16 protein-coding genes are annotated in these 23,638 nt (G+C 67.9%); 12 read left to right on the forward strand and 4 right to left on the reverse strand.

Annotation, left to right across the window (positions count from 1 at the left end; all coding sequences use genetic code 11):
• Positions 1–15 precede the first annotated feature (15 nt).
• Both G020_RS0102220 and G020_RS0102225 read left to right on the forward strand, forming a co-directional pair.
• On the forward strand, positions 16–1,692 hold the full coding sequence (locus G020_RS0102220) for a BCCT family transporter (RefSeq protein WP_018946527.1): 1,677 nt from the start codon (positions 16–18) through the stop codon (positions 1,690–1,692).
• Between the two features lie 105 nt (positions 1,693–1,797).
• The gene (locus G020_RS0102225) at positions 1,798–2,088 is read left to right on the forward strand and encodes a hypothetical protein (RefSeq protein WP_018871131.1); all 291 of its coding nucleotides are present in this window, start codon (positions 1,798–1,800) and stop codon (positions 2,086–2,088) included.
• 36 nt (positions 2,089–2,124) lie between these two features.
• Here G020_RS0102225 and G020_RS0102230 read toward each other — a convergent pair whose 3' ends face one another.
• Both G020_RS0102230 and G020_RS0102235 read right to left on the reverse strand, forming a co-directional pair.
• Complete coding sequence (locus G020_RS0102230) at positions 2,125–2,697, reverse strand: hypothetical protein (protein WP_024328488.1); 573 nt, start codon at positions 2,695–2,697, stop codon at positions 2,125–2,127.
• 83 nt (positions 2,698–2,780) lie between these two features.
• A complete protein-coding gene (locus G020_RS0102235; protein WP_024328489.1) occupies positions 2,781–4,469 on the reverse strand; it encodes a bifunctional diguanylate cyclase/phosphodiesterase in 1,689 nt (562 codons plus the stop codon).
• Between the two features lie 123 nt (positions 4,470–4,592).
• On the opposite strand from G020_RS0102235, the gene G020_RS0102240 reads away from it, so the two are divergent.
• From G020_RS0102240 to pmbA, 10 genes are all read left to right on the forward strand, one after another.
• On the forward strand, positions 4,593–5,501 hold the full coding sequence (locus G020_RS0102240; protein ID WP_024328490.1) for a LysR family transcriptional regulator: 909 nt from the start codon (positions 4,593–4,595) through the stop codon (positions 5,499–5,501).
• A gap of 12 nt (positions 5,502–5,513) precedes the next feature.
• On the forward strand, positions 5,514–6,260 hold the full coding sequence (locus G020_RS0102245; protein ID WP_018870130.1) for a type 1 glutamine amidotransferase: 747 nt from the start codon (positions 5,514–5,516) through the stop codon (positions 6,258–6,260).
• On the forward strand, positions 6,257–6,769 hold the full coding sequence (locus G020_RS0102250) for a hypothetical protein (protein WP_024328491.1): 513 nt from the start codon (positions 6,257–6,259) through the stop codon (positions 6,767–6,769). Before G020_RS0102245 ends, G020_RS0102250 begins: the two co-directional genes overlap by 4 nt.
• Positions 6,766–7,899 carry an AI-2E family transporter gene (locus G020_RS0102255; protein WP_019021329.1) on the forward strand — a complete coding sequence of 378 codons (1,134 nt, stop codon included), beginning with the start codon at positions 6,766–6,768 and terminating at the stop codon, positions 7,897–7,899. The genes G020_RS0102250 and G020_RS0102255 overlap by 4 nt, the downstream gene beginning before the upstream one ends.
• 46 nt (positions 7,900–7,945) lie before the next feature.
• Entirely contained in the window at positions 7,946–9,409 is a 1,464-nt protein-coding gene (rng, locus tag G020_RS0102260; protein WP_024328492.1) for a ribonuclease G, read from the forward strand.
• Between the two features lie 16 nt (positions 9,410–9,425).
• Positions 9,426–13,337: a YhdP family protein gene (locus tag G020_RS0102265; RefSeq protein WP_255349525.1), complete on the forward strand. Its 3,912-nt coding sequence runs from the start codon at positions 9,426–9,428 to the stop codon at positions 13,335–13,337.
• 28 nt (positions 13,338–13,365) lie between these two features.
• Complete coding sequence (locus tag G020_RS0102270) at positions 13,366–14,196, forward strand: carbon-nitrogen hydrolase family protein (RefSeq protein WP_018946518.1); 831 nt, start codon at positions 13,366–13,368, stop codon at positions 14,194–14,196.
• A 110-nt stretch (positions 14,197–14,306) separates the two neighbouring features.
• Complete coding sequence (tldD, locus tag G020_RS0102275) at positions 14,307–15,746, forward strand: metalloprotease TldD (RefSeq protein WP_024328494.1); 1,440 nt, start codon at positions 14,307–14,309, stop codon at positions 15,744–15,746.
• A gap of 59 nt (positions 15,747–15,805) precedes the next feature.
• On the forward strand, positions 15,806–16,066 hold the full coding sequence (locus G020_RS0102280) for a hypothetical protein (RefSeq protein WP_018946516.1): 261 nt from the start codon (positions 15,806–15,808) through the stop codon (positions 16,064–16,066).
• A 98-nt stretch (positions 16,067–16,164) separates the two neighbouring features.
• Positions 16,165–17,538 (forward strand): metalloprotease PmbA, encoded by a 1,374-nt coding sequence (gene pmbA / locus G020_RS0102285; RefSeq protein ID WP_024328495.1) that lies wholly within the window; start codon positions 16,165–16,167, stop codon positions 17,536–17,538.
• Here the strand turns inward: pmbA and G020_RS0102290 are convergent, their stop codons facing one another.
• Both G020_RS0102290 and G020_RS0102295 read right to left on the reverse strand, forming a co-directional pair.
• A complete protein-coding gene (locus G020_RS0102290; protein ID WP_024328496.1) occupies positions 17,539–18,462 on the reverse strand; it encodes a diguanylate cyclase in 924 nt (307 codons plus the stop codon). It abuts the gene before it with no gap.
• Positions 18,459–23,537, reverse strand: a complete 5,079-nt coding sequence (locus tag G020_RS0102295; RefSeq protein WP_196800300.1) for a PAS domain S-box protein — start codon at positions 23,535–23,537, stop codon at positions 18,459–18,461. Before G020_RS0102295 ends, G020_RS0102290 begins: the two co-directional genes overlap by 4 nt.
• Between the last annotated feature and the right edge of the window lie 101 nt (positions 23,538–23,638).

Here is a 23,638-nt window from a genome sequence, read left to right on the forward strand (position 1 = left end):
AAACCAGGGGAGCCCATGTACAACGTTGCCACTCGCGGTCCGTTCAAGGGCCTGAATCCCCGAGTCGCCTTCGTCTCCATCGTTGCCGTGCTGATCATCGTGGCGCTGGCGATTTACCGTACCGATCAGGTCGATTCCGCGGTCAGCGGGGCACGCGATTTCCTCAGTCCCCTGCTGGAGTGGTATTACGTCGCCGCCATGGCCTTCTTCCTGGTCCTGGTAATCTGGCTGGGCATCGGCCGTTACAAGGACGTCCGTCTGGGGCATGACGACGAGGTCCCCGAGTTCACTACCCTGTCCTGGCTGGCGATGCTGTTCGCCGCGGGCATGGGCGTGGGGCTGCTGTTCTGGGCGGTGGCCGAACCCCTCAGCCACTATGGCGGCAATCCGTTCGTGGCCGGCGACGGCGACCCGGCGGCGGCGGACATGTCCATGGTGCTGACCTATTTCCACTGGGGGCTGAACGCCTGGGCGGTGTTCGCGCTTCTGGCGCTGATGCTGGCCTATTTCGGCTTTCGTCGTGGCCAGCCGCTGGCCCTGCGCTCGGCCCTGCACCCGATGCTGGGCAAGTACGTGCATGGCTGGCCGGGTGACATCGTCGACCTGCTGGCGATCCTCGCGACGGTATTCGGCATCGCCACCACCCTGGGCCTGGGCATCCAGCAGCTGGGGTCGGGACTGGACCACCTCACCGGGATGGGCACCTCGGCGACCACCGAGGTGGTGATCACCGCGGTGCTCACGGTGATCGCGGTGCTGTCGGTGGCGACCGGGCTGCAGTCCGGCGTGCAGCGGATCTCGCAGGCCAACATGTGGCTCAGCGCAGGGCTGCTCGCGCTGCTGCTGATCTGGGGGCCGACCCAGTACCTGCTGGCGCTGGTGGTGCAGTCCACCGGCTCCTATCTGCAGAACCTGATGGGGCTGTCGCTGTACACCCATGCCCACCATACCGACGGCTGGCATGCCGACTGGACGGTCTTCTACTGGGGCTGGTGGCTGGCCTGGGCGCCGTTCGTCGGGCTGTTCATCGCGCGCATATCGCGCGGGCGCACCCTGCGCGAGTTCGTGATGGGCGTGCTGCTGATGCCGACTCTGATCACCTTCGTGTGGCTGGGGCTGCTGGGCGGGACCGCGCTGTACGCCGAATCCGAGGGGGTGGCCGGCATCGCTGTCGCGGTCAGCGAGGACATGACCCGGGCCACCTTCCTGACCATGGAGACCCTGGAGCCGGGGCTGGTCGCGATCGGCGGCAGCATACTGGTGACCGTGCTGATCGCGACCTACCTGCTGACCTCCGCGAACGCCGGGATCGTGGTCATCAACACCCTTCTGGCGCACGGCTCCACCGAACATCGCACGGTGCACCTGGCGACCTGGGGCGGGGCGATGGGCCTGCTGACCGCGGTGCTGCTGCTGGCCGGCGGGCTGGAAGTGCTGCAGAGCGCGGTCATCCTGGCGGCCCTGCCGTTCTCGCTGGTGATGCTGGTGATGGTCGTCGGGCTGATCCGCGGGCTGGAGGAGGAGCGGTGGGCACCGCGTCCCGGCGAGCACAACATCGTGCCCTCCGAGCCCTGGCAGGTCCCGCCTGACCGGGCCTACGAGGATTTCGACGTGGAGGACGACGCCCCGCTGGCGGAGCATTCGTCCGACGATGATCGCGACGACGAGGGCTGGCGCTCGCGTCAGGGCTGATCAGTGTTTCCCTAAAGGCCCGTCGCTGCACGGGCGGACTTTCGGTGCTTCCGGGCATGGCTTAGGGTTGCGCGCAAACTTTGAGTGTGAATGGAGAATCCGGAAATGAGCGACGAAACCCTGCAGCTGTCCGGCGAACTGATCCAGAAGGTTCAGGGCGTCTTGGCCGAGGCCGATCCGCGTGCCCAGCAGCCGCTGGTGGCCGTGCAGTACCTGAGTGCGATCACCGGCTTTCTGCTGGCGCAGATGCCCGAGTCGGTGGATGAACGCAAGGATTACCTCAAGCAGCTCGCCGCCTTCACCGAATCGGTGTTCGACGACGTGGAAGGCCAGAAGCAGCAGCAGCCCGCCGCCCCGCAGGAAGCCAGCGGCGTGTGGCGCCCCGGCGACGACTGAGCCGGCGGTTGGCGACGGGGACGCCGGGGCGGCCGGTCAGTCCTCGTCGTCCTGACGGCGCTGCCGCATCTGCCGCAGCATTGCCTCCTGTTCGTTGAAGCTGGGCATGCGGCGTTTCCCCCCGGCATCGCGATCGCGGTCGTTGGCACCGGCGGGGCCCGGCTGGCCCGGGCGTTCGCCTTCCTTGACCTCCTGGTATTCCTGCAGCTCGCGCCGGGCGTCCTCGTCGGAGGTGTAGCGTCCGCGATAGTCCTGCGGCGGGCGGTCGCCCTTGCGCAGGAAGGCCCGCATCCGCAGTTCCTTGTTGTAGCGCGTCACGCGACGGTCGATCCACACCAGGTCGAAGGCCGCCAGCGCGGCGACCGGGGCCGCCGGGAGCAGCCACCAGAGTGCGGGTGCAAGCACGGCGAGGGCGGCGGTGGCCGCGCTGCCGGCGATGAACGCCACCGCACCGACGGGTTCGTGGAGATAGAAACGGTGCCCGCCGACGGGGAACAGCAGCCACGCGGCATAGGCTGCCGGCCGCGAGCGCATGGTGCTGGCCAGCCGGGCGTTGACCGCCTGCAGCCCGCCACCTTCCAGATCGAGTTTCTTCCAGGCCTTGCTCATGCGGCGCAGTCTAGGGAAACGCCGAGCAATGTGCACATTCGCACGGGTGCCCCGGGTTTTCCGGGAGATCCGTCCCCGGCTCCTCAGGTGGCCGGCGCCGGCACTGGCGGCGAATTCGCGTGTGTCCAGCGGATCACGTCGTCCAGCGGCATTGGCCGGGCGATGCCGTACCCTTGAACCGCATCGCAGCCCAGCTGGTGCAGCTCGTTCAGGGTCTCTTCGTCCTCCACGCCCTCTGCCACCACCTGCAGCCCGAGGTCGTGTCCCAGACCAATGGCCGCGCGGGTGATCTGAGCGTCGACCGTACGCCGGGTCATGTCGCGCACGAACGCCTGGTCGAGCTTGAGTGCGTGCACCGGGAGTCGGCGCAGGTAGGACAGCGACGCCTGGCCGGTGCCAAAGTCGTCGATCGCCACGTCGACTCCGGCGTTCTGCAGGCGGCCGAGGGCGGCGATGACCTCCTCGGGGTTGGCCATGACCGCGGTCTCGGTGAATTCCAGCTCCAGGTCGCGGGGTGACAGCCCGGCCCCCCGGATGATTGCGAGCACGTGCTCGGCGAACTCGGGATCGAGAAAATTCCGGGCGGACACGTTTACGCTCACCGGTACGTCGATCCCGGATTCGCGCAGGCGCAGTGTGTCGGCGGCCGCGCGTTCCAGCAGTTCGCGGGTCAGCGGGTGGATCAGGCCGGTGTGTTCGGCCTGCGGCATGAACTCGTCGGGCGGGATATTGCCTAGCCGCGGGTGCTCCCAGCGGAGCAGGCCTTCCAGCCCGAGGAGGCGGCCGTCGTCCGGGCGAGTCTTGGGCTGATACCACAGGTGCAGCTGGTCGCGGCCGAGTGCCTCCTGCAGTTCGCCGAGACGCTCGACCGTGCGCCGCGAGCGCTCTTCCTGCTCGGCGTTCCAGACACGGCAGGGAAGCCCGCTGGTGCGCGCTTCGTGTATGGCCATCCAGGCGCGGGTCAGCAAACCGGCGGGATCGTCGCGAGGCCCGGTCGGAAAGGCCGTGACCCCGGCGTGTGCCCCCAGATAAACCGGGATGCCGCGAACCAGAAACGGGGCCTCCAGCCGCTCCACGGCCAGACGGGTGATCTCGCTGCAGGGCGCCTCGCCGTTGGCCGGAACGATCAGGGCGAAATGGTCGTCGTGGACATGGTAGAGGCGACTGCCGGTTGCCTCGGCCATGGTCTGCAGCCGCTGGCTGATGGCCTGCACCAGGCGGCGTTCGGCGTCCAGCCCCAGGGCGCTGACGGCATCCGCATAGTTGTCCATTCGCAGGCTCGCGAGCCATGCCGGGCGGGGGATGCCCGGCTCTGCCAGGTCGCGCTCCAGTGCCTGGCGGTTCGGCAGGCCGGTCAGCGGGTTGGCAAGCGCCTGGTCCACCAGACGCCGCGCGTGCCCGTGGAGCTGGGCGAACATCCAGCCGGTGACCCCGCCGAGGAAGACATAGAGTCCCGCACGGGTGGTCCAGTTGAGCAGCGGTTGCATCTGCCCGGTGGTGGTGTCCAGGGGCATGAACGGGCCCAGGACCAGTCCGGCGAGCAGGCCCAGTGCGGCGCCTCCGCGCGGGCCGAAGATCGCGGCCCCGGCCAGGATCGGGATCAGGATGAAATTCAGGTAGGCGGTGGCGGTGCCGCCGGTGCGCAGGACCAGGGCGACCACGGCACCCATCTGGATGAGGATGAGTACCAGGGCGGCCAGCCGTCGGCCACCGGAAATCTCCAGCCAGGGTTCGGGCCGCCAGCGGGAGTCGAGCAGCTGTTGTATGTCCATGATGTCCCTTTCTGGAGTATTGCTGCAGCGGATGCAAGCGGGATCCCTGCGCCGGCATGTGCCGCGCTGGCAGTGGCACTGGTAGCATGCCGGTTTCCGGCGCGACAGGGGTGAACGGGGCCGATGGCCGATCGACGCTTGCAGGTGTTTCTGACGGTGGCGCGGCAGCTGTCCTTTACCCGCGCCGCGGAGATCCTCCACATGACCCAGCCGGCGGTGACCTTTCAGGTCCGCCAGCTGGAGGAACAGCTGGACGCGCGGCTGTTCGATCGCAATCACAACCGGGTGGCCCTGACCGAAGCCGGGGAACTGGTGCGGCGTTACGCCGAGCGGATCTTCGATACCTACGGCGAGATGGAGGCCGCCCTGCGCGAGCTGAAGGGGGCCGCCGGGGCGCTGGTGATCGGCGCCAGCACCACGGTGGCCGAATACATGCTGCCGTCGCTGCTGGGGGCGTTCCGCCGTGCGCATCCGGAGATCGGCATCCGCCTGCGGGTGGGCAACACCGGCATGGTGGTGGGCATGGTCGAGGAAGGCAGCGTGGACCTGGGTATCGTCGAGGCGCCGGTGACCCATCGCAGTCTGGAGGTGCAGGCCTGTTTCAGTGACCGTCTGCAGCTGGTGGTGCCGCCCGACCATCCGCTCGCCGGACGTGACAGTGTCGGGGTCGAGGCCTTCATCGATGCCCCATTCATATGCCGTGAGGAGGGTTCCGGGACCCGCGAGGTCATCATGGAGTACCTTGGGCAGGCCGGGTACGACCGCAACGCCCTGCGCGGCTGCATGGAACTGGGCAGCCCCGAGGCCATCAAGGGGGCCGTGGCCGCCGGAATGGGGGTCTCGGTGCTGTCCGAGGCCGTGGTGGCCAAGGAACTGGCCCTGGGCGAACTGGCGGCGATCCCGCTCGATCCCGCGCTGGAACGGCCAATCTCGCTGGTCCATGCGCGACAGAAATTCCGGGTGCCGACGCTGGAAGTGCTCAAGCAGTTCCTGCAGGACTACTGCCGGCCCGGCCCCGACATGCCCAAATAAGGACAAAGTGCGATGAAGAACTACTGCGTAGTACAGCACACCTATTCCGAGTTCCTGGCCCTGATCGAGGCCCAGCTCGAAAAACGCGACATCGGATTCTCCTACTACCGCCCCTTCGTCGGGCAGGACCTGCCCGGGTCGGCGGCCCAGTTCGACGGCCTGTGGCTGCTGGGCGGGGCCTGGCCCACGGCGGACCGCGAGAACAACCCGCAGGTCCCGGACGAACTGTCCCTGATCGACATTTTCCGCCGCTCGCAGCGCCCGGTGGTCGGTCTCGGCATGGGCGGACTGCTGGTGGCCGAGCAGGCCGGAGGTACGGCCAGCGAGGAGCCGCCTTACGTGGCGCGTTTCACTACCGCCCACAAGACCGCGGCCGGCGAGGGCGATCCGGTGGCCGAAGCGGTGGACGGCCACCGCGTGCTGCAGCTGCACCACGGCTCGGTGGAGCTTCCCGAGGGTCTGGAGCCGATCATGGTAGATGACGATGGCCAGTGGCTGATGGTGCGGCCCGACGAGCTGACCTATGGCATGCTGTTCCGTCCGGAGGCCAAGCCCGGGATGCTCGAGGATATCCTGATGGAGGGCGACCACAATCCGCCGCCGAACATGGGCGAACTGCTCGGCGAGGCGCGCATGGAATGGAACCAGATGCAGCAGGTTACCGACGAACTGCTCGTCGCCCTGGTCAAGCAGCTGTCGCTGATGCAGGAGCGGCGCAAGATGCCCGTGTTCAGCCTGCAGATCGAGGGTGATGGATGATCCCGCCGAAGGGCTCGACGGACGCCGGCCTGCCCGGGGATCTCGGACAGGTCCTGGCCGGAGGCCAGGGCGGGCGCAAGCGTGATGTGACCACCGAGGCCATCGCCGAGGTGGCCGCGCGCCTGTCCGAAGCCGACCGGACGAGCCTGCTGAAATTCGCGCGTTTCCTCGAATCCCAGGGCGATGGCGCGGGCGGGGAGTCCGGTGATATCGCCGCGGGGTCCGAACCCGAGCCGGCCGGCGTGCCGGAACCCGAGCCCATCCCGCGGCCCGCGGGCGAGTCGGTGATCAAGGCGATGCGCCGGCTGACCGCCACCTACTACATGCTGGATCGCGGCAAGCTGCTCAACGAGGCCTCGTCCTTGATGGCCCAGCACGTGATGCAGGGCCGCGAGGCCGAAGAGGTCATCGACGAACTGGAAACGGTATTCTGGTCGCACTATCAGGCCAGGGTGCAGGCCGAGGACCCGCATCGCGGCGGCAACGACAAGGACAGCCCGACGTCATGATCGACATGCTCCGCCAGTGGTACCGGCGGCACTTCACGGATCCGCAGGTGGTGATCCTGGCCATGCTGTTGCTGGCCGGGTTCCTGGTGATCGTGTTCGCCGGGCGCATCCTCGCGCCGCTGCTGGCGAGCGTGATCATCGCCTATCTCCTGGAAGGGGCAGTGGCCAAGCTGCAGCGCCTGCGGGTGCCGCGCATCCTCGCGGTGATACTGGTGCTGCTGGGAGCACTGCTGGCCACGCTGGCCGCACTGTTCAGCGTGGTGCCGCTGATGTCGCAGCAGGTGACCCAGCTGGTGCGCGAGCTGCCGGGCATGATCTCCGAGGGGCAGAAACTGTTGCTGCAGCTGCCGGAGCGCTACCCCCAGCTGATCACCGACGAGCAGGTGTTCGAGCTGATGGGCGCGATCCGTGCCGAGGCCACCCAGCTGGGACAGCAGGTGGTGACGTTCTCGCTGGCCTCCGCGCGCCATCTGGTGGATGTGGTGATCTACCTGATCGTGGTCCCGCTGATGGTGTTCTTCATGCTCAAGGACCGCGACCAGATCCTCGGCTGGATCCGGGGGTTCATGCCGCGCGACACGCATCTGGCCAGCGAGGTCTGGGGCGAGGTGAACGTGAAGATCGCCAGCTACGTGCGCGGCAAGTTCATCGAGATCCTGATCGTCTGGGTCGTCAGCTTCGCCACGTTCAACTGGTTCCAGCTGGAATACGCGGTGCTGCTGTCGTTCATGGTCGGCATCTCCGTGATCATCCCCTACATCGGTGCCGCGGTCGTGACCATCCCCGTGGCGGCGGTGGCGTATTTCCAGTTCGGCCTCAGTTCCGAGTTCGCCTGGGTGCTGGTGGCCTACGGCGTGATCCAGTTCCTCGACGGCAACGTGCTGGTGCCGCTGCTGTTCTCCGAGGTGGTCAACCTGCATCCGGTGGCGATCATCGCCTCGGTGTTCATCTTCGGCGGGATCTGGGGCCTGTGGGGCGTGTTCTTCGCCATCCCGCTGGCCACCCTGGTGCATGCGGTGATCAAGTCCTGGCCGCGGTCCCTGCCACCCGGATCGCCGCCGGGCGATCCGCCGCCGTCCGACGGGGACGCGGATCCTGCCGCAGCGACCCCCGCGCGCGACTCCGCCTGAGGCGGAGTCGCGTTCCTTTTTCGTACACGCCGACCAAAGATCCCGCATGACCGGAACCGAACTGCTGATGAACGTCACGCCCCAGGAGAGCCGGGTGGCCCTGGTGGAGAATGGCGTGCTGACCGAATTGCATATCGAGCGCGCGCGCCAGCGGGGGATCGTCGGCAACATCTACAAGGGGCGCGTGGTGCGCGTGCTGCCGGGGATGGATGCCGCGTTTGTCGAGATCGGGCGCGACCGCACCGCCTTTCTGCATGCCTCGGACGTGATCTCGCGCAACGAGGAAGAGGGGCGGGGCAGCGAAGCGATCCGCGATCTGCTGCACGAAGGGCAGGAGCTGCTGGTGCAGGTGACCAAGGACCCGATGGGTTCCAAGGGCGCGCGTCTGACGACCTATATCACGGTGCCGGCCCGTCACCTGGTGTTGATGCCTAACCAGAACAATGTCGGGGTCAGCACGCGGATCGAGGACGATGCCATGCGTGCCCGCCTGCGTGAACAGGTCGAGGCCCTGCGCGACGAACTGGCCCCGCAGCACGGCTTCATCGTGCGTACCGCGGCGGAGCTGGCGGACCACGAGGCCCTGGGTACCGACACCGCGTTCCTCAAGAAGATCTGGGACAGCCTGCAGGAAGCCGCGCGCAGCGCGCCGGCCGGGACCGAGGTGTACGCCGACCTGCCGCTGGTGCAGCGAATCCTGCGCGACATGGTCGGGGTCGACCTGGAACGGGTCCGCATCGACTCGCGCGAGACCTACCAGAAGATCGTCGATTTCTCCCGGCGCTATCTGCCGGAGCTGACCGAACGCATCGAGCACTACCCCGGCGAGCGGCCGATCTTCGATCTGTTCAACATCGACGAGGAGATCCAGCGCGCGCTGGAGCGCAAGGTCGAGCTGAAATCCGGCGGCTACCTGATCTTCGACCAGACCGAGGCGATGACCACGGTGGACATCAACACCGGCGGCTTCGTCGGCCACCGCAAGCTCGAGGAGACCATCTTCAAGACCAACCTCGAGGCGGCCCAGGCCATCGGTCGCCAGCTGCGCCTGCGCAATCTCGGCGGGATCATCATCATCGATTTCATCGACATGCAGGATGACGAGCACAAGCGCCAGGTGATCCGCGCGCTGGAGAAGGCGCTGGAGCGCGACCACGTGAAGACCCAGATCTGCGACGTGTCGCCGCTGGGACTGGTGGAAATGACCCGCAAGCGCACCCGCGACAGCCTCGAACACCAGTTGTGTGAGCCCTGTCCCACCTGTGGCGGCCGGGGGTATCTCAAGACGGCCGAAACCGTGTGTTACGAACTGTTTCGCGAGATCCTGCGGGAGGTGCGCCAGTACGATGCCCGCGAACTGCGGGTGCTGGCCTCGCAGAGCGTGATCGACCTGCTGCTGGACGAGGAGTCGGCGAGCCTGGCGGAGCTGCAGAGCTTCGTCGGCATCCCCATCCGTTTCCAGGTCGAAACCCTCTACACCCAGGAGCAGTTCGACGTCGTGTTTGTCTGACGGGAGGTTTTCCAGCGTGAATGCAGCGGAGCGAACCGGGTACGCCTGGAACAGGCTGCGCACGATCGCTCGGGTGCTGCTGCCTGCGTTGCTTGTCGTGGTCCTGCTGCTGGTGCTCGTGCTGCTGGGCCTGCGGCTGTTCCTGCCGCACTGGGACGGGTTGCACGAACGCCTGGAAACGGCCGCTTCCGAAACCTCCGGCATGCAGGTGCGGGCCGAGTCGGTGGAGCTGGGCTGGCGCGGCTGGACCCCCGAGCTGGTGGTGCGCGGGGTGCACATGGTCGAGGGCGAGGCCGAGCCCCTGGAGGTCGAACGGGTCGGGGCCACCCTGGACCCGGTGGCGTCGTTGTACGCGTGGGCGCCCCGCCTGCGGCTGCAGGTCATCGGCATGGAGGCCCGTCTGGTCCGCCAGGCGGACGGGCGGGTCACCTTCCATGGCCACACCATGGGCACCGGCGAGGGCGCGGTGCTGGAACATGCGCTGGAGGCCTGGCCGGAGTTCGATGGCGAGGCGATCTCGCTGGTGTGGGACGATCGTGTTGCCGGTATTACGTCGGCCGCCCGGCTGGAGCATCTGAGCTTTCGCAGCGGCGCGGCTGGCGACGGCCTGCTGCGGCTGGCGGGCGCCCTGGACCCGGAGGCCGCCGGAAGCTTCGAACTGGGCGTGCGGATCCCGGCGTCCGCCGCTCGCGATGCCCGGTTCTTCCTCGAGGGCCAGAGCCTGGAGATCGCTCACTGGGCACCCTGGCTGGCGTATCTCGGCCTGCCGGCAATCGACGGTACCAGCGGGGCGCGGATCTGGGGTGACCTGGAAGACGGTCGCCTCACCCGCCTGCGCGGGTTCCATACCACCCGGCTGAACGGCGACGAGGACGCGCGCGAGCGCGAACTCGGACACCGCTTCGACTGGCATGTGGACGATGCCTGGCACCGCTCCGCCTGGACCGGCACGCGGCCCGGTTCCGGTGACCTGCGCATGCGCTATCGCCTGGAGACGGGGGCGCACGGCGCCGTGGTGGACCGGCTGGAGCTGGCCGCGCGCGGGCTGGATGCCGACGTCTATGCCCCGTTCAAGCCTTTGCTGGATCATGCGGCGCCCGCCCTGGCGGACCCTGTGGCGCGCCTGCGTCCGCGCGGCCGCCTGGCGGAGGGCAGGCTGGTGGCGCGGCGCGACGACGACCGTCTGCGCATCCGCGAGGCGGAGCTCGATCTGCGCTCGTTCAGTCTGCGCACGGATGGCGACTGGCCGGGGGTGCGTGGCCTGGATCTGCGTGCATGGTGGGACGCGGAGACGGACGAGGCCGGCGCCACCTTCGATGGCGAACACCTGCGTGCGGAGTTCCCGCGCGTGCTGGGTGACGAGATCCTGTGGCTGGACCGCCTGCGCGGCGAGCTGCATGCACGGCGGCATGCGCCGGGCGACTGGACCGTGACCGGCGAGGGGCTGGAGGTCCGGGCCGAGCAGGGGGCGGCTTCGCTGCGCGGAGAACTGCGCCTGGATGGTCACGAGCAGGGGCCACTGCTGGCCATGGCGATGGACATTCACCATGCCGACGGGGCCTATGCCGCTCGCTATCTCCCCGAACGCTATCTCCCGGCGACCACCTATCAATGGCTGGCGCGCAGCATCGTCGACGGTCGGGGGACCGGCGGGGGCATGGCCTACCGGGGGCGCCCGCTCGAATTCCCGTTTGCGGACCACCAGGGGGTGTTCGATCTGTGGGCCGACATCGAGGACGGAGTGCTGGACTATCAGGAGGACTGGCCGCCGGCGGAGGAACTGGCGGGGCGTCTGTGGTTTCGCAACGAGGCCTTCCGCACCGAGGGTGCGCGGGGCCGTATCCTCGACACCCGCATCACGCGCGGCGATGTCACCGTGACTGACATGACCGGCGAGCCCGATCTCGAACTGGATGCGTCGGCCGACAGCAATGCGGCCGATCTGCTCGCATACCTGCGCCGGGCCGGGCTGGGCGACGAGCTGGCGGAGCTGCGCGACGGGGCCGAGGCCGCCGGCCCGGCGGGCCTGGACCTGCAGCTCCTGGTGCCGCTGGACAGCGATCGCATGGATGACCTGCGGGTGGCCGGGCGGCTGCGGCCGCAGGGGCTGGACCTGAACGTGCCGCAATGGCCGGTCGCACTGGACGGACTGCGCGGCGAGATCCGTTTCGATACCGCGGACCGGGTGCATGCCGAGGGTCTGGAGGCAGGGGTGCATGGCGAACGGGTGGCCCTCGACATCGACTGGCCGCTGGACGGCGAACGCGCCCGGCTGGGGCTGCGTGGTCCGCAGCCGCTCGAGCCCTGGCTGGAGGGGATTCCGGAACTGGCGGCCCATGCCAGTGGCCGCGCCCACTGGGACGCGGAACTGAGCCTGGGGGGCGGGATGGACGGGATGCGCCTGGATCTGCGTTCGGATCTGGAGGGGGCCTCCATCGACTGGCCCGCACCCGTGGGCAAGACCGAGGAGCAGCGACGCGAGCTGGAGCTGTCGTTGCCGCTGGGCAACCAGCGCCCGGCCGTGGGAGATCTGGTGCTGGGGGATGCCCTGCGGGCACGCGTGCGGGTCCTGGCGGAGACCGGGGTCGGGGAGCCGCCGGCGCTGCAGGCGCTGGCCCTGGGGCTGGGGCGGGCGACGGCGGATCCCCCCGGGCTGCCCTCGCAGGGTGCCGTAGTGGAGGGGCATTTCGGCGAGCTGGATGCCCGCGCCTGGGTCGATGCCCTGCAGGGCGCCCCGTGGGCGGGGAACGTGCAGGTTGCCGGTCCCGGTCCCGATGCCGCGGAGGAAGCCGTCACCGGGGTACCGCTGAATCGCCTGATCCTGCGCGTGGACCACGCCCTGCACTGGGATGGCCTCAGCGTTCCGGAAACCCGGATCCGGGCGGTGCGGGACCTCGGGGGCTGGCAGGTGGAAAGCCGTTCGGACTGGCTCGCGGGAACCGTGGGGTGGCGCTACGGTATGGGCGACCGGCGGGACCATCTGCAGCTGGGGCTGGAACGGGTGGATCTGCCGGAGCTGGAATTCGCCGGACCCGACGGGGATCCGTCCCTCGAGGAGCCGGCGGTCGTCGAGGGTCTGACCGATCCCCGCAACTGGCCCTCGGTGCGGCTTGCCCTCGACAGCCTGCGCCTGGGGGATTACCGTTTCGCCGACATCCGCGGGGATCTGGTCCCCCACTCCGATGGTCTGGCCCTGCAGGATCTGGTGCTCCGCAGCCCGGATCCGGGTGTTCGGGCATCCGGAAGCGGGGGCTGGCGCGTGGATGCCGAGGGTCGCGGGCAGAGTCGGCTGCAGTTCGAGCTGGAGGGTGGCGACTGGGGACAGGGGCTGGAGTCCACGGGCCTGAGTCGGGCCCTGCGGGGCGGTGCCGGGAACGGCGTGGTGCAACTGGAATGGCCGGGGCCCCTGTTCCGGCCGTCGCTGCGGCGCCTCACCGGCGAGATGGCGCTGGCCATGAGCGATGGCGAACTGGCCGATGTCGAGCCCGGCGCCGGACGGCTGCTGGGCCTGGTGAGCCTCGACCTCCTGCCGCAGCGGCTGCGTCTGGATTTTCGCGACCTGTTTGTCGAGGGGCTGGCCTTCAGCGAACTCGAAGGCACTGCCCGACTCCGTGATGGCGTGCTGCACGTGCCGGAGCTCCGCCTGGAAGCCGGCTCGGCCGCCATCCGGGTGCGGGGAGATACGGATCTCGTGGCGCGCGAATACGACCAGGAAATCGTGGTCGTGCCGCGCCTGCGTACGGCGCTGCCGATCGCGGGGGCGCTGCTGGGCGGCCCGGTGACGGGGGCGGCGGTACTGCTGCTCGAACGCGTGCTGGGGATCGGCGATCAAATGGAAGAGGCGGCCCGGGTGGAGTATCGCGTGACCGGGCCGTGGGAACGGCCGCGGGTGGAAGCCCGAGTGGAAGCTGCGGAGAACGAACAATAATGAATTCGAACAATCACGAGGAACGCGCATGACACCGGTCGCCGCCATCCAGATGGCATCCGGGACCCAGCCCCGGGCCAACCTGGCCGATGCCCGCCGGCGCATGGTCGAGGCGGCGGAGCAGGGAGCCCGGGTACTGGTGCTGCCGGAGAACTTTGCCTTCATGGGGATGCAGGAAACCGATGTCCTCGACATCGCCGAGGCTCCCGATGGTCAGGGCCCGCTGCAGCGTTTCCTGGCCGAACAGGCGCGCACTCTGGGGGTGTGGATCGTGGGTGGGACGGTGCCGCTGCAGGCCCCCGACGGTGAACGCGTGCGTTCGGCCTGCCTGGTGTATGACGACCGCGGCGAGCTCGCGGCCCGTTACGACAAGATCCACCTGTTCGACGTGCACCTGCCTGACAACAACGAGGCCTATACCGAGTCGCGGGTGTACCAGCCCGGCGACGAGGTGGTGACCGTGGACACCCCGGCGGGGCGTCTGGGGCTGGCGATCTGCTACGACCTGCGTTTCCCCGAGCTGTTCCGCGCGCTGCTGGACCAGGGCGCGGAATGGCTCGCTCTGCCATCGGCGTTTACGGCGCAGACCGGGCAGGCCCACTGGGAGGTGCTGCTGCGGGCGCGTGCGGTGGAAAACCAGATGTACGTGGTGGCCGCGGCTCAGGGCGGTTTTCACGTGAACGGTCGCGAGACCTGGGGCCACAGTGCGGTGATCGACCCCTGGGGTCGCGTACTGGGGGAGCTGGGGCGCAACCCCGGGGTCCTGCTGGGGGAGATCGACGGCCGCGAGGTGGAACGCATGCGGACCGTGTTCCCCACTGTCTCGCATCGGCGTCTGGGTTGTGCCATTCCGGAGTGAGCCTCCCGGAGCGCGTGCGGGTTGCGAGAGCCCCCGCCGCTCGCGGGCTTGAAAGCGCTTCCCGGGCCCCAGGCCTCATACTGACGAAAACGAGCCAACCCGAGGGATGCATGATCGACAACCTGGCCCGACAGACCCTGCTGGATCCCGCCGGTCTCGGCGAATCCGAACTCTCCCGCCTGGTCGGAACGACTTTCGGCCAGGGGATCGACGGCGGTGACTGCTATTTCCAGTTCGCCTGCCAGGAGGGCTGGTCGCTGGAGGACGGGATCGTCAAATCCGCGAACTTCAACATCGAGCGCGGCGCCGGCATCCGCGTGGTGCGCGGCGAGCAGACCGGGTTCGCCTACTCGGACGATCTCGCCATGCCCGCGCTGCTGGAGGCGGCGGGCACCGCGCGCAGCATTGCCCGCGCGGGCCAGAGCGGCGGGGTGGCGGTGCAGGGGCGTACGCCCGCGCGCGAGCTTTACGTGCCCGACAATCCCATCGACTCCCTCGGCGAGCAGGAGAAGATCGACCTGCTCAAGGAGGTTGACGCCGAGGCCCGCGCCGCCGATCCGCGCGTGACCCAGGTGATGTGCTCGCTGGCCGGCTCGCGCGAGGTGGTGATGGTGCTCAACGCGCGCGGCGAACTCACCACCGACGTGCGTCCGCTGGTGCGGCTCAACGTGCAGGTGATCGTCGAGCAGGGCGGGCGTCGCGAATCCGGCAGCTCCGGCGGCGGCGGCCGCTTCGGCTATCGCCATTTCCTCGAGAACGGGCAGGCCGCCGCCTACGCGCGCGAGGCGGTGCGTCAGGCGCTGGTCAACCTCGAGGCGGTGGACGCCCCCGCCGGCAGCATGAAAGTGGTGCTGGGTCCGGGCTGGCCCGGCGTCCTGCTGCACGAAGCGATCGGCCACGGCCTCGAGGGCGACTTCAACCGCAAGGGCACCTCCGCCTTTGCCGGGCGCATCGGCGAACGGGTGGCGGCCGAGGGCATCACCATCGTCGATGACGGCACGCTGGCCGGGCGCCGCGGCTCGCTCAACGTGGATGACGAGGGCAATCCGACCGAGGAAACCGTGCTGATCGAGGACGGCATCCTGCGCGGCTACATGCAGGACGAGCTCAACGCGCGCCTGAGCGGCACGCAGACCACCGGCAACGGTCGGCGCGAGTCCTACGCCCATCTGCCCATGCCGCGCATGACCAACACCTACATGCTGGGTGGTTCCGCCGATCCCGAGGAGATCATCGGTTCGGTGGAAGACGGCCTGTATGCGGTCAATTTCGGCGGCGGTCAGGTGGACATCACCTCCGGGAAGTTTGTGTTTTCGGCCTCGGAGGCCTATCTCATAGAGAACGGAAAGGTGACGCGGCCGGTGAAGGGTGCGACCCTGATCGGTAACGGTCCGGATGTCCTGACCCGCGTGTCGATGGTCGGCAACGACATGCAGCTCGACCCCGGCGTGGGTACCTGCGGCAAGGAGGGGCAGGGCGTGCCGGTTGGCGTGGGCCAGCCCACGCTGCGCATCGACGGCATGACGGTGGGCGGTACCCAGGCGGCATGACCCGGCATCGTCCGGGGCGTCACCGGACCGGATCTGGTCAGCAAGAAAAGGAGAGCCGCATGAATACCGATTTTCTGGAACAGGAACGCTCCCTCCCCGAAGGGCACGGCCACGACAAGGTCGTTCAGTGGCACGTGTTCCGGGCCCGCGACAAGGCCGAGGAATTCGCCCGTCACGTCAATCTGGGCGAGGGCCAGGACCTGATCGGTGGCTGGACCCGTGACAGCGTCGGCATGCTCTACTGGGTCGGCGTGCACGTGGATGACCTCGAGCGCTGGGGTAACGTCGGCGCGGTCCACAAGCACGGCACCCGCGTCTAGCCCGACTTCCGCACGGGGTCCGGGTCCGCCCCCGGCAGGGGCGGGCGCGGACCCCGTGGTTTTTCTCTCCCCCAAATCGAAAACGGACCGGAATCCGCATGAGTCAACGTCCCGCAGTCGAGACCCCGGAAGCCGCCGCCCAGGCGCTCTCGCACAGCCCCGAATCCCTGCGCGCCCGCGTGCAGCAGGCGCTGGAAGAGGCAAAGAAGCAGGGGGCCACCGATGCTCAGGTGGTCGTCAGCCACAGCGTGGGCCTGGACCTGGGGGTGCGCAAGGGCGAGATCGAGACCCTGGAGCACGAACGCGACCAGAACCTGTCGCTGATCGCGCACTTTGGCCAGTCCAAAGGCGCGGCATCGACCACCGATTTCAGCGAGCAGGCCCTGCTGGATACCGTCGCGGCGGCCTGCCGCATCGCGCGCTACACCGAGCCGGATCCGTATGCCGGCATGCCGTCGATCGCCTTCAAGGCGGTGGACTGGGAAGATCTGGACCTGGATCACCCCTGGGAGCTGTCCATCGCGCAGGCCACCGAGCTGGCGCAGCGCACCGAACAGGCCGGGTTCGACACCGAGTCGCGCATCGAGAACTCCGAAGGCGCCTCGGTGAATACCCGCCGCGCGATGGCCTTCCTCGGCGACACCCAGGGCTTCATGGGCGGCTATCGCAGCACCCGCCATTCGCTTTCCTGTGCCCTGGTGGCACGTGGCGATGACGGCATGCAGCGCGACTACGCCTACAGCGTCAGCCGCCGCGCCGCCGATCTGGGTATCCCCGAGGACATCGGGCGCGAGGCGGCGGAGCGCACCGTGCGCCGGCTGGGCGGAGAAAAGCTCTCCACCCGCAGCTGCCCGGTGCTGTTCGCCCCGGAGATGGCGCGCACCCTGATCGGCAGTTTCACCCGCGCGATCTCCGGCCCGGCCCAGTTCCGCGAGAGCTCGTTCCTGCTGAATGCCCTGGACGAACGCATCTTTCCCGAATGGATGCGCATCGAGGAGCGCCCGCTGACCCCGCGCGGCCTCGGCAGCGCCCCGTTCGACGGCGAGGGCGTGCAGACCCGCAACCGGCCGCTGGTGGATCGCGGCGTGCTGCGCAGCTACACCCTCGACAGCTACGCCGCCCGGCGCCTCGGCCGCGAGACCACCGGCAACGCCGGAGGCGCGCGCAACGTGACGGTGCGTCCGGGGACGCTGGACGCCCCGGGCATGCTGCGCGAGATGGGCACCGGGCTGCTGGTGACCGAGCTGATCGGTCAGGGCGTGAACCCGGTGACCGGCGACTACTCGCGCGGCGCGGCCGGGTTCTGGGTGGAAAACGGCGAGATCATGCACCCGGTGGAGGAGATCACCATCGCCGGCAACCTAAAGGACATGTTCCGCGCCATCGTCGCCACCGGCTCGGATGTCGACTATCGCGGGAACATCCGCACCGGCTCCATCCTGATCGAGTCGATGACCGTCGCCGGGGAATAATCAGCCCCCGCAGTAGCGGTTGCGGCCGGCGTTCTTCGCCCGGTACAGGGCCGCGTCGGCCCTTGCGAGCAACGACTCCATGTCGGCGCCGGGCTCCCCGGCGGGATCGAACGTCGCCGCCCCCAGACTTACGGTCACCACCGGGCCCGCGCTGGAATGTTCATGCGCAAGGGCCCGTTCCTCGACCGCGCTCCTCAACCTCTCGGCGACCTCCAGCGCACCGGATGTCGGCGCCCCGGGGAGCAGGGCCACGAATTCCTCGCCGCCATAACGGCACAGGGTGTCCCCGGGCCGGTTCAGCGTCCGCGCAAGTGTTTCAGCGACCTTCTGCAGGCAGCGATCCCCGGCCCCATGCCCGTAATGGTCGTTGAAGCCCTTGAAGTGGTCGATGTCGAGCATGATCAGTGACAGGGGTTCCCCGGCGCGCTGACTGCGGCGGGTCTCCCGGTCCAGGTGCTCGTCGAAATAGCGGCGATTGTGAATGCCGGTCAGGCCGTCGAGCATTGCGTACTGTTCCAGCAGGTCGGTCCTGCGCTTGAGCTTCACGTGCGTGTTCACACGGGCGCGGACGATGGCCGGATTGAAGGGCCGGGCGATGTAGTCCACCGCGCCCAGGTTCAGTCCGTGCTCTTCGTCGCGCGCGTCGTCGAGCGCCGTGACGAAGATAATGGCAATGTCGCTGGTGTGCGGGTCTTCCTTCAGACGTCGGCAGACCTCGTACCCGTCGATCCCGGGCATCTGGATGTCCAGCAGGATCAGGTCGGGGCGCTCCGGGGCACCCTCTGCGGCCAGCGCCAGGGCCTTCTCGCCGTTGTTCGCAACCCGAATGCGGTAATCGTCTTTCAAAAGGTGTCCCAGCGCCTGGATGTTGGTCGGCTCGTCGTCGACCAGCAGCAGGGTCGGCTTCGGTTCATCGTGGTTCATGTAATGTTTCCTTGATCAGGCCCCTGCCCGGGTGTCAGCTCGTCGAGGGTTTGCAGGGCCTCATCGAATGCCATGCGTTGTACCTGCGCTTCCAGTCTCTCGCAGTCCAGACCGCGACCCCGCAGCCATGCCAGGGCCTCGCGCAGGGTTTCCTCTTCGATCAGTTCGCTGGCTTCCAGTTGCTGGCGCAGGGTGGCGACCGCGTGCATCGAACCAGCCGCATTGTCTTGTGCAATGTCGGGAAGGTCTGCGAGCGATTGCGCGGCTTCCCGGAATGCGGTTTCCAGCCGATGTATGAGCCCGGCGGACACCGGGTCGCCGTCCTTGATCAGGCGGTCGATCTGTTCGGCCAGGGACTGCAGGGTCGTGGCGGCGAGGGTACCGGCGACCCCCTTCAGGTTGTGCGCGAGCCGGTGCGCCTCGTCGTCCCGCGAGGCGCGCAGGTGGTCGATCAGCGGCTCGTAATCAGAGACCAGTCGGTCCCGGAAGTTGTGCAGCTGCCGGGAGTAAAGGGCCGCATCGCCGCCGAAATGCCGCAGGCCCCTTGCCGGGTCGAAGCCCGGCAGCGTGGCGGGAAGAGCAGGGGAGGAAGAGTCTTCCTCTTCTGCGCCGGGCGTGGGCTCCGTTGTGGATGCGTCGAGATGGGTCGCGAGTGCGGCGTAGAGTTCGGTGCTGTCGACGGGTTTGCCGAGGTGTCCGTTGACCCCGGCATCCCGCGCGCGTTGGCGGTCTTCTTCCATGACCGCCGCCGAGAGGGCCAGAACGGGGCCCGTGTAGCCATCGGCCCGCAGGCTCCGGGTTGCATCGAAACCGTCCATTACGGGCATCTGCAGATCCATCAGTACCAGATCGGGCTTCTCCGCGCGCACGGCCTCGACCGCCTCGGCGCCGTTGTCGGCTGTGGTTACGCGGGCGCCAGTTTTTTCAAGAAGCTCTCTGGCCACTTCCTGGTTGATCTCGTTATCTTCCACCAGCAGCACTCGATGGCCGCCCAGCTTCGGCACCCGGGCTGCCTGCGGAGCACGATCAGGGGGGCCGCCACCTTCTGCCCGCACCAGGGCATCGTAGAGTGATGAGGCGGTGATCGGCTTGGCCAGGTAGTCGGTGGTCAGCCCTTCAGGCAGGGTGATTTCATCCCGGGCGTAGGCACTGACCATCAGGATCGGGGGCCGCGTCTGCTTCAGTTCGCCGCGCTGGCGCAGGCGCTCGAGGGCTTCGCAGGTCTCGCTGCCATTCATGCCGCCCGGCATCATCCAGTCCATCAGGATGAAGTCGAACGGCTCGCCGCGGCGTTCCGCCGCCACCACCTGCTCCACGGCGGTCTCGCCACTGTCGGCCTCCTCGGTGAGGTAATGGCAGTGGTGCAGGAGTTCGCGCATCATCTGACGGGCGCTGGCCTGATCGTCGACGACCAGCACCCGGCGGCCCGTGGTCTCGGGGCACTCGACAATCGCCTGTCGGTCCTGGCCCAGCGGCAGGGTCAGGGTAAAGGCGAAGGTGCTGCCCTCGTCGGGGACCGACTCCATCTCCAGCTCGCCGCCCATGGCCTCCACCAAGCGTCGGGTGATCACCAGTCCCAGGCCGGTGCCGCCATACTTGCGGGTGGTGGAGGTGTCGGCCTGGCTGAAGGGGCGGAACAGCCGGGCGAGCTGCTCCTCGCTCATGCCAATACCGGTGTCGCGTACAAAAAAGCGCAGGCTGGCCTGAGCATCCGTCACCGGCCCGGCCGCACGGATCCCGAGCTCCACCGTCCCGCCGCGCTCGGTGAACTTGGTCGCATTGGCGAGCAGGTTGCCGAGCACCTGGGACAGGCGCAGGTCGTCGCCAACCAGGGCGCGCGGAAGGTCGGGCTGGATGTCGTAGAGCAGCTCCAGTCCCCCGGCGTGGGCCTTCTCGCCGAACAGCGTCGCCATCTGCTCGACCACCTCGCCGAGTCTGAAGTCGCGCGCTTCCAGCTCCAGCTGGCCGGCCTCGATCTTGGAGAAGTCGAGGATGTCGTTGATGAGGCCGAGCAGCATCCGCGAGGATTGCTGGATCTTGTGCACCTGATCGCGCTGTTTCGCGTCCAGCTCGGTCTGTTCCAGCAGCTGGCTCAGGCCGATGACCGCGTTCATCGGCGTGCGGATCTCGTGGCTCATGTTGGCCAGGAACTCGCTCTTGGCGCGGCTGGCCCGCTCCGCCTGCTCGCGTGCCTGCTCGGACTGCTGCTGGGCCTGCTTGATCTCGGTGAGGTCATCGTAGACCGCGACGATCTCGCCGGAGGAGAGGCGGAAGATCCGGTTCTCGCGCCAGCCGGCGATGCGCTCATCGTGGTACTGGGAGATCGGCAGCAGCTCCGGCTCCCCGGTCCGCGCCACCCGCTGGAAGGCCTGCAACAGCCCCATCTCGCGGACACCGGGGAAGCATTCGGTGAGCCGATGTCCGATGACCGAGTCGCGGGTGGTCCGGTCCATCTGCGCCGCCGCGGGATTGTAGTCGATGAACACGAAGTCCTCGCCGTCGTCCACCGGGCGGTAGACCGCCACCCCGCTGCGGGTCTGCTCGAATATGCCGGCGAAGCGCTCCCTGGATTCGCGCAGGGCCTGTTCCGCTTTCCGGCGGTCGGTGACGTCGCGGATCAGACAGGCGAAACGTCCGGGCTCCGGCTGGAAGGCCGTGGTGGAAAAGTACCGCCCAAGCTCGGCGGCATAATCCTCGATGCTGCAGTTCTCCCCGGTCAGTGCGACGCGTCCGAAGTTTTCGATCCAGTGTGATTCGACCCCGGGAAGGATTTCGCGCACACGCCGGCCGACCGTCATTTCGGCTTTCAGTCCGGTGAGTTGCTCGAATGCGGGGTTGACCGCGAGATAACGGTAATCCACCGGGTTCCCGTCGTCGTCGCAGATGATCTCGTGCAGAGCGAAGCCGTCCTGCAGCTCGCGGAACAGGACCTCGTACTGTTCTTGCGCATGCTGCTGTTCTTCCAGCAGGCGGATCTTGTTCCGCGCCAGCTCGACCAGGCCGGCAACCGAGGCGAGAAAACCGAGTTGCTGTTCGTCCGGTTCCGGCTGACGGTCCAGCCAGTTGAGGACCAGCAGATGGAAACCGCTCTGGCGAAAACCGAACGGATACCACAGCAGGGTTCCGATACCCATTTGGTCGTGCAGGATGCCGGTCGCGCCGTCCGCAACCAGGCTCGGGTGGGGCGCGTCTGCATGGCTGTTCATCCAGCCCTGGCGGTTACGCATCTCGCGCAAGCCGTTGCCGAATACTGCCAGCGGGTAGGTGCCGATCGACGGCGTGATGGCAGGCCGTTCGGGATTGAGCCATTCCTCCCGGCCGGTGACCAGCTCGCGTTCGAAATCGATTTCGTAGACCAGCGCCCGGTCGGCACCCAGGGCCTCGCCCAGACTGCGGCAGGTGGTCTCCAGGATCGCACCGACATTATCTTCTGCGGCAATGGTATGGGCGATGGCGTCCACGGCCGCCCGGTGCCGACGCGTTGTCGACTCGATCTCGGCGGCGCGGGCCTCGGCCTGCTTCTGTTCGGTGATGTCCAGGATGAAACCGTCCAGCCAGGCGACCCCGCCCTGTTCGTCACGCACGGCGATGCCCCGTTCCTGGGCCCAGCGAATGGAGCCGTCGCGATGCCGGATCCGGTACAGGGTCTCCCACGGCCGGTCGTCGGCGATCGCCTCCGCGATGGTCTGCGCGACCCGGTCGGCATCGTCGGGGTGGATCAGCTGTGCGTACGAGACGACGGTGTTATTGATCACCTCCGCTGCGTCATAACCCGTCAGCGGGTCGGCCGCCCGGCTCATGAAGAGCATGGTCCAGGCGTCATCGTACACGCAGCGGAAGGTGATCCCGGGAATGTTCTCCACCAGCGAGGCAAACTGGTTGCGTGCATCTTCCAGTTCCTGGCGGGTCCGTTCGATATCGGAGATGTCCTGGATGATCGACCAGATCACCTCGCGCCCGTCCGGTGCCGTGGTCTTAAAGCCGTGGAGCAGGACCGGGTAGCGCGAGCCGTCCTTGCGGATGTACTCCTTCTGGAACGGCCCGTAGCGGCCGGTGCGCTGCATCGATTCGAGCATGGCCTGTTCGTCGGCCATGTATTCTTCGGGAGTAACCTCGAAGTAACTCAGCTGCAGGAATTCTTCGCGCGTATAGCCGGCGGGCTCATTAATGGCGGCATTGAAATCGAGGAATTCACCGGTGGCGAAGTCGTTCATGGCGATGCCGACCGGCGAGAGCTCGAACAGGCCACGGAATTTCGCTTCCTCGGCGGCGAGCCGCTGGCGGTTGGCCTCCTCCTCGCTGATGTCGCGGTTGACGCCCACGACCCGCATGGCCCGGCCGGCGTGATCCCGGATGACCTGGGCCTGACCGTGCAGGGTGCGGATGGTCCCGTCATCGGCGCGGCGAATGGTGATCCGGAGGTCGAATGGTGCGTCGGATTCAACGGCGGCTTCAAAGGCGGCCACGGCTGTCTCCCGGGAATCCGGGGTCAGTGCCTCGGCCCAGTCCTCGAAGGCATTCCCGAATTCGGCGGGGTCGATGCCGTAGAGGCGGAACATGCCGTCGTCCCATTCCAGGTGGCCGCTGGCCATGTCGTAGTCCCAGATCCCCAGGCCGGCCGACTCCGTGGCCAGGGCCAGGCGCTCGCGGCTGCGCTCCAGCGCCCGACCGGCCTCCTTCACCCGGGAGGTGTCGCGGAAGACCGCGAGGAACAGGGGCTTCTCCTCCTGTGTCAGCAGCACCACCGAGACCCGTACGTCGATGATCCGGCCGTCCTTGCGGCGGTGTCGGGTCTCGAAGTCATCCCGTCCCTGCACAAGGATCCGTTCGATGTGTTCGGCGATTTCTTCCGGGGTCTTCTGCGCGTCGAAATCGGTGATGCGCAGGCGATGGAACTCCTCGGCGGTGTAACCGAGCTGCTCGTGGGCCAGCCGGTTGAATTCGGTCGGCCGACTGGTTTCTGGATCGATCAGCACCGTGGCGTCGGGATACAGCTCGAACAGCGTGCGGAAACGCTCCTCGCCTGCGATCGAGGTCTGCGGAGCATCGCCGTCACCGATGGGGGGAGTCGTCATGCCCTGGTTCACGCGCCTGGCTGAGTGTGATGAAAGTCTCGCGTATTCCGGGGGCGAGTGCGAGAACCCGTTCGCAGCGGTCGGTTCCTCTCCGCTCATGG

It is taken from the genome of Thioalkalivibrio sp. ALR17-21, from assembly GCF_000420185.1.
Taxonomy (GTDB): Bacteria; Pseudomonadota; Gammaproteobacteria; order Ectothiorhodospirales; family Ectothiorhodospiraceae; genus Thioalkalivibrio; species Thioalkalivibrio halophilus.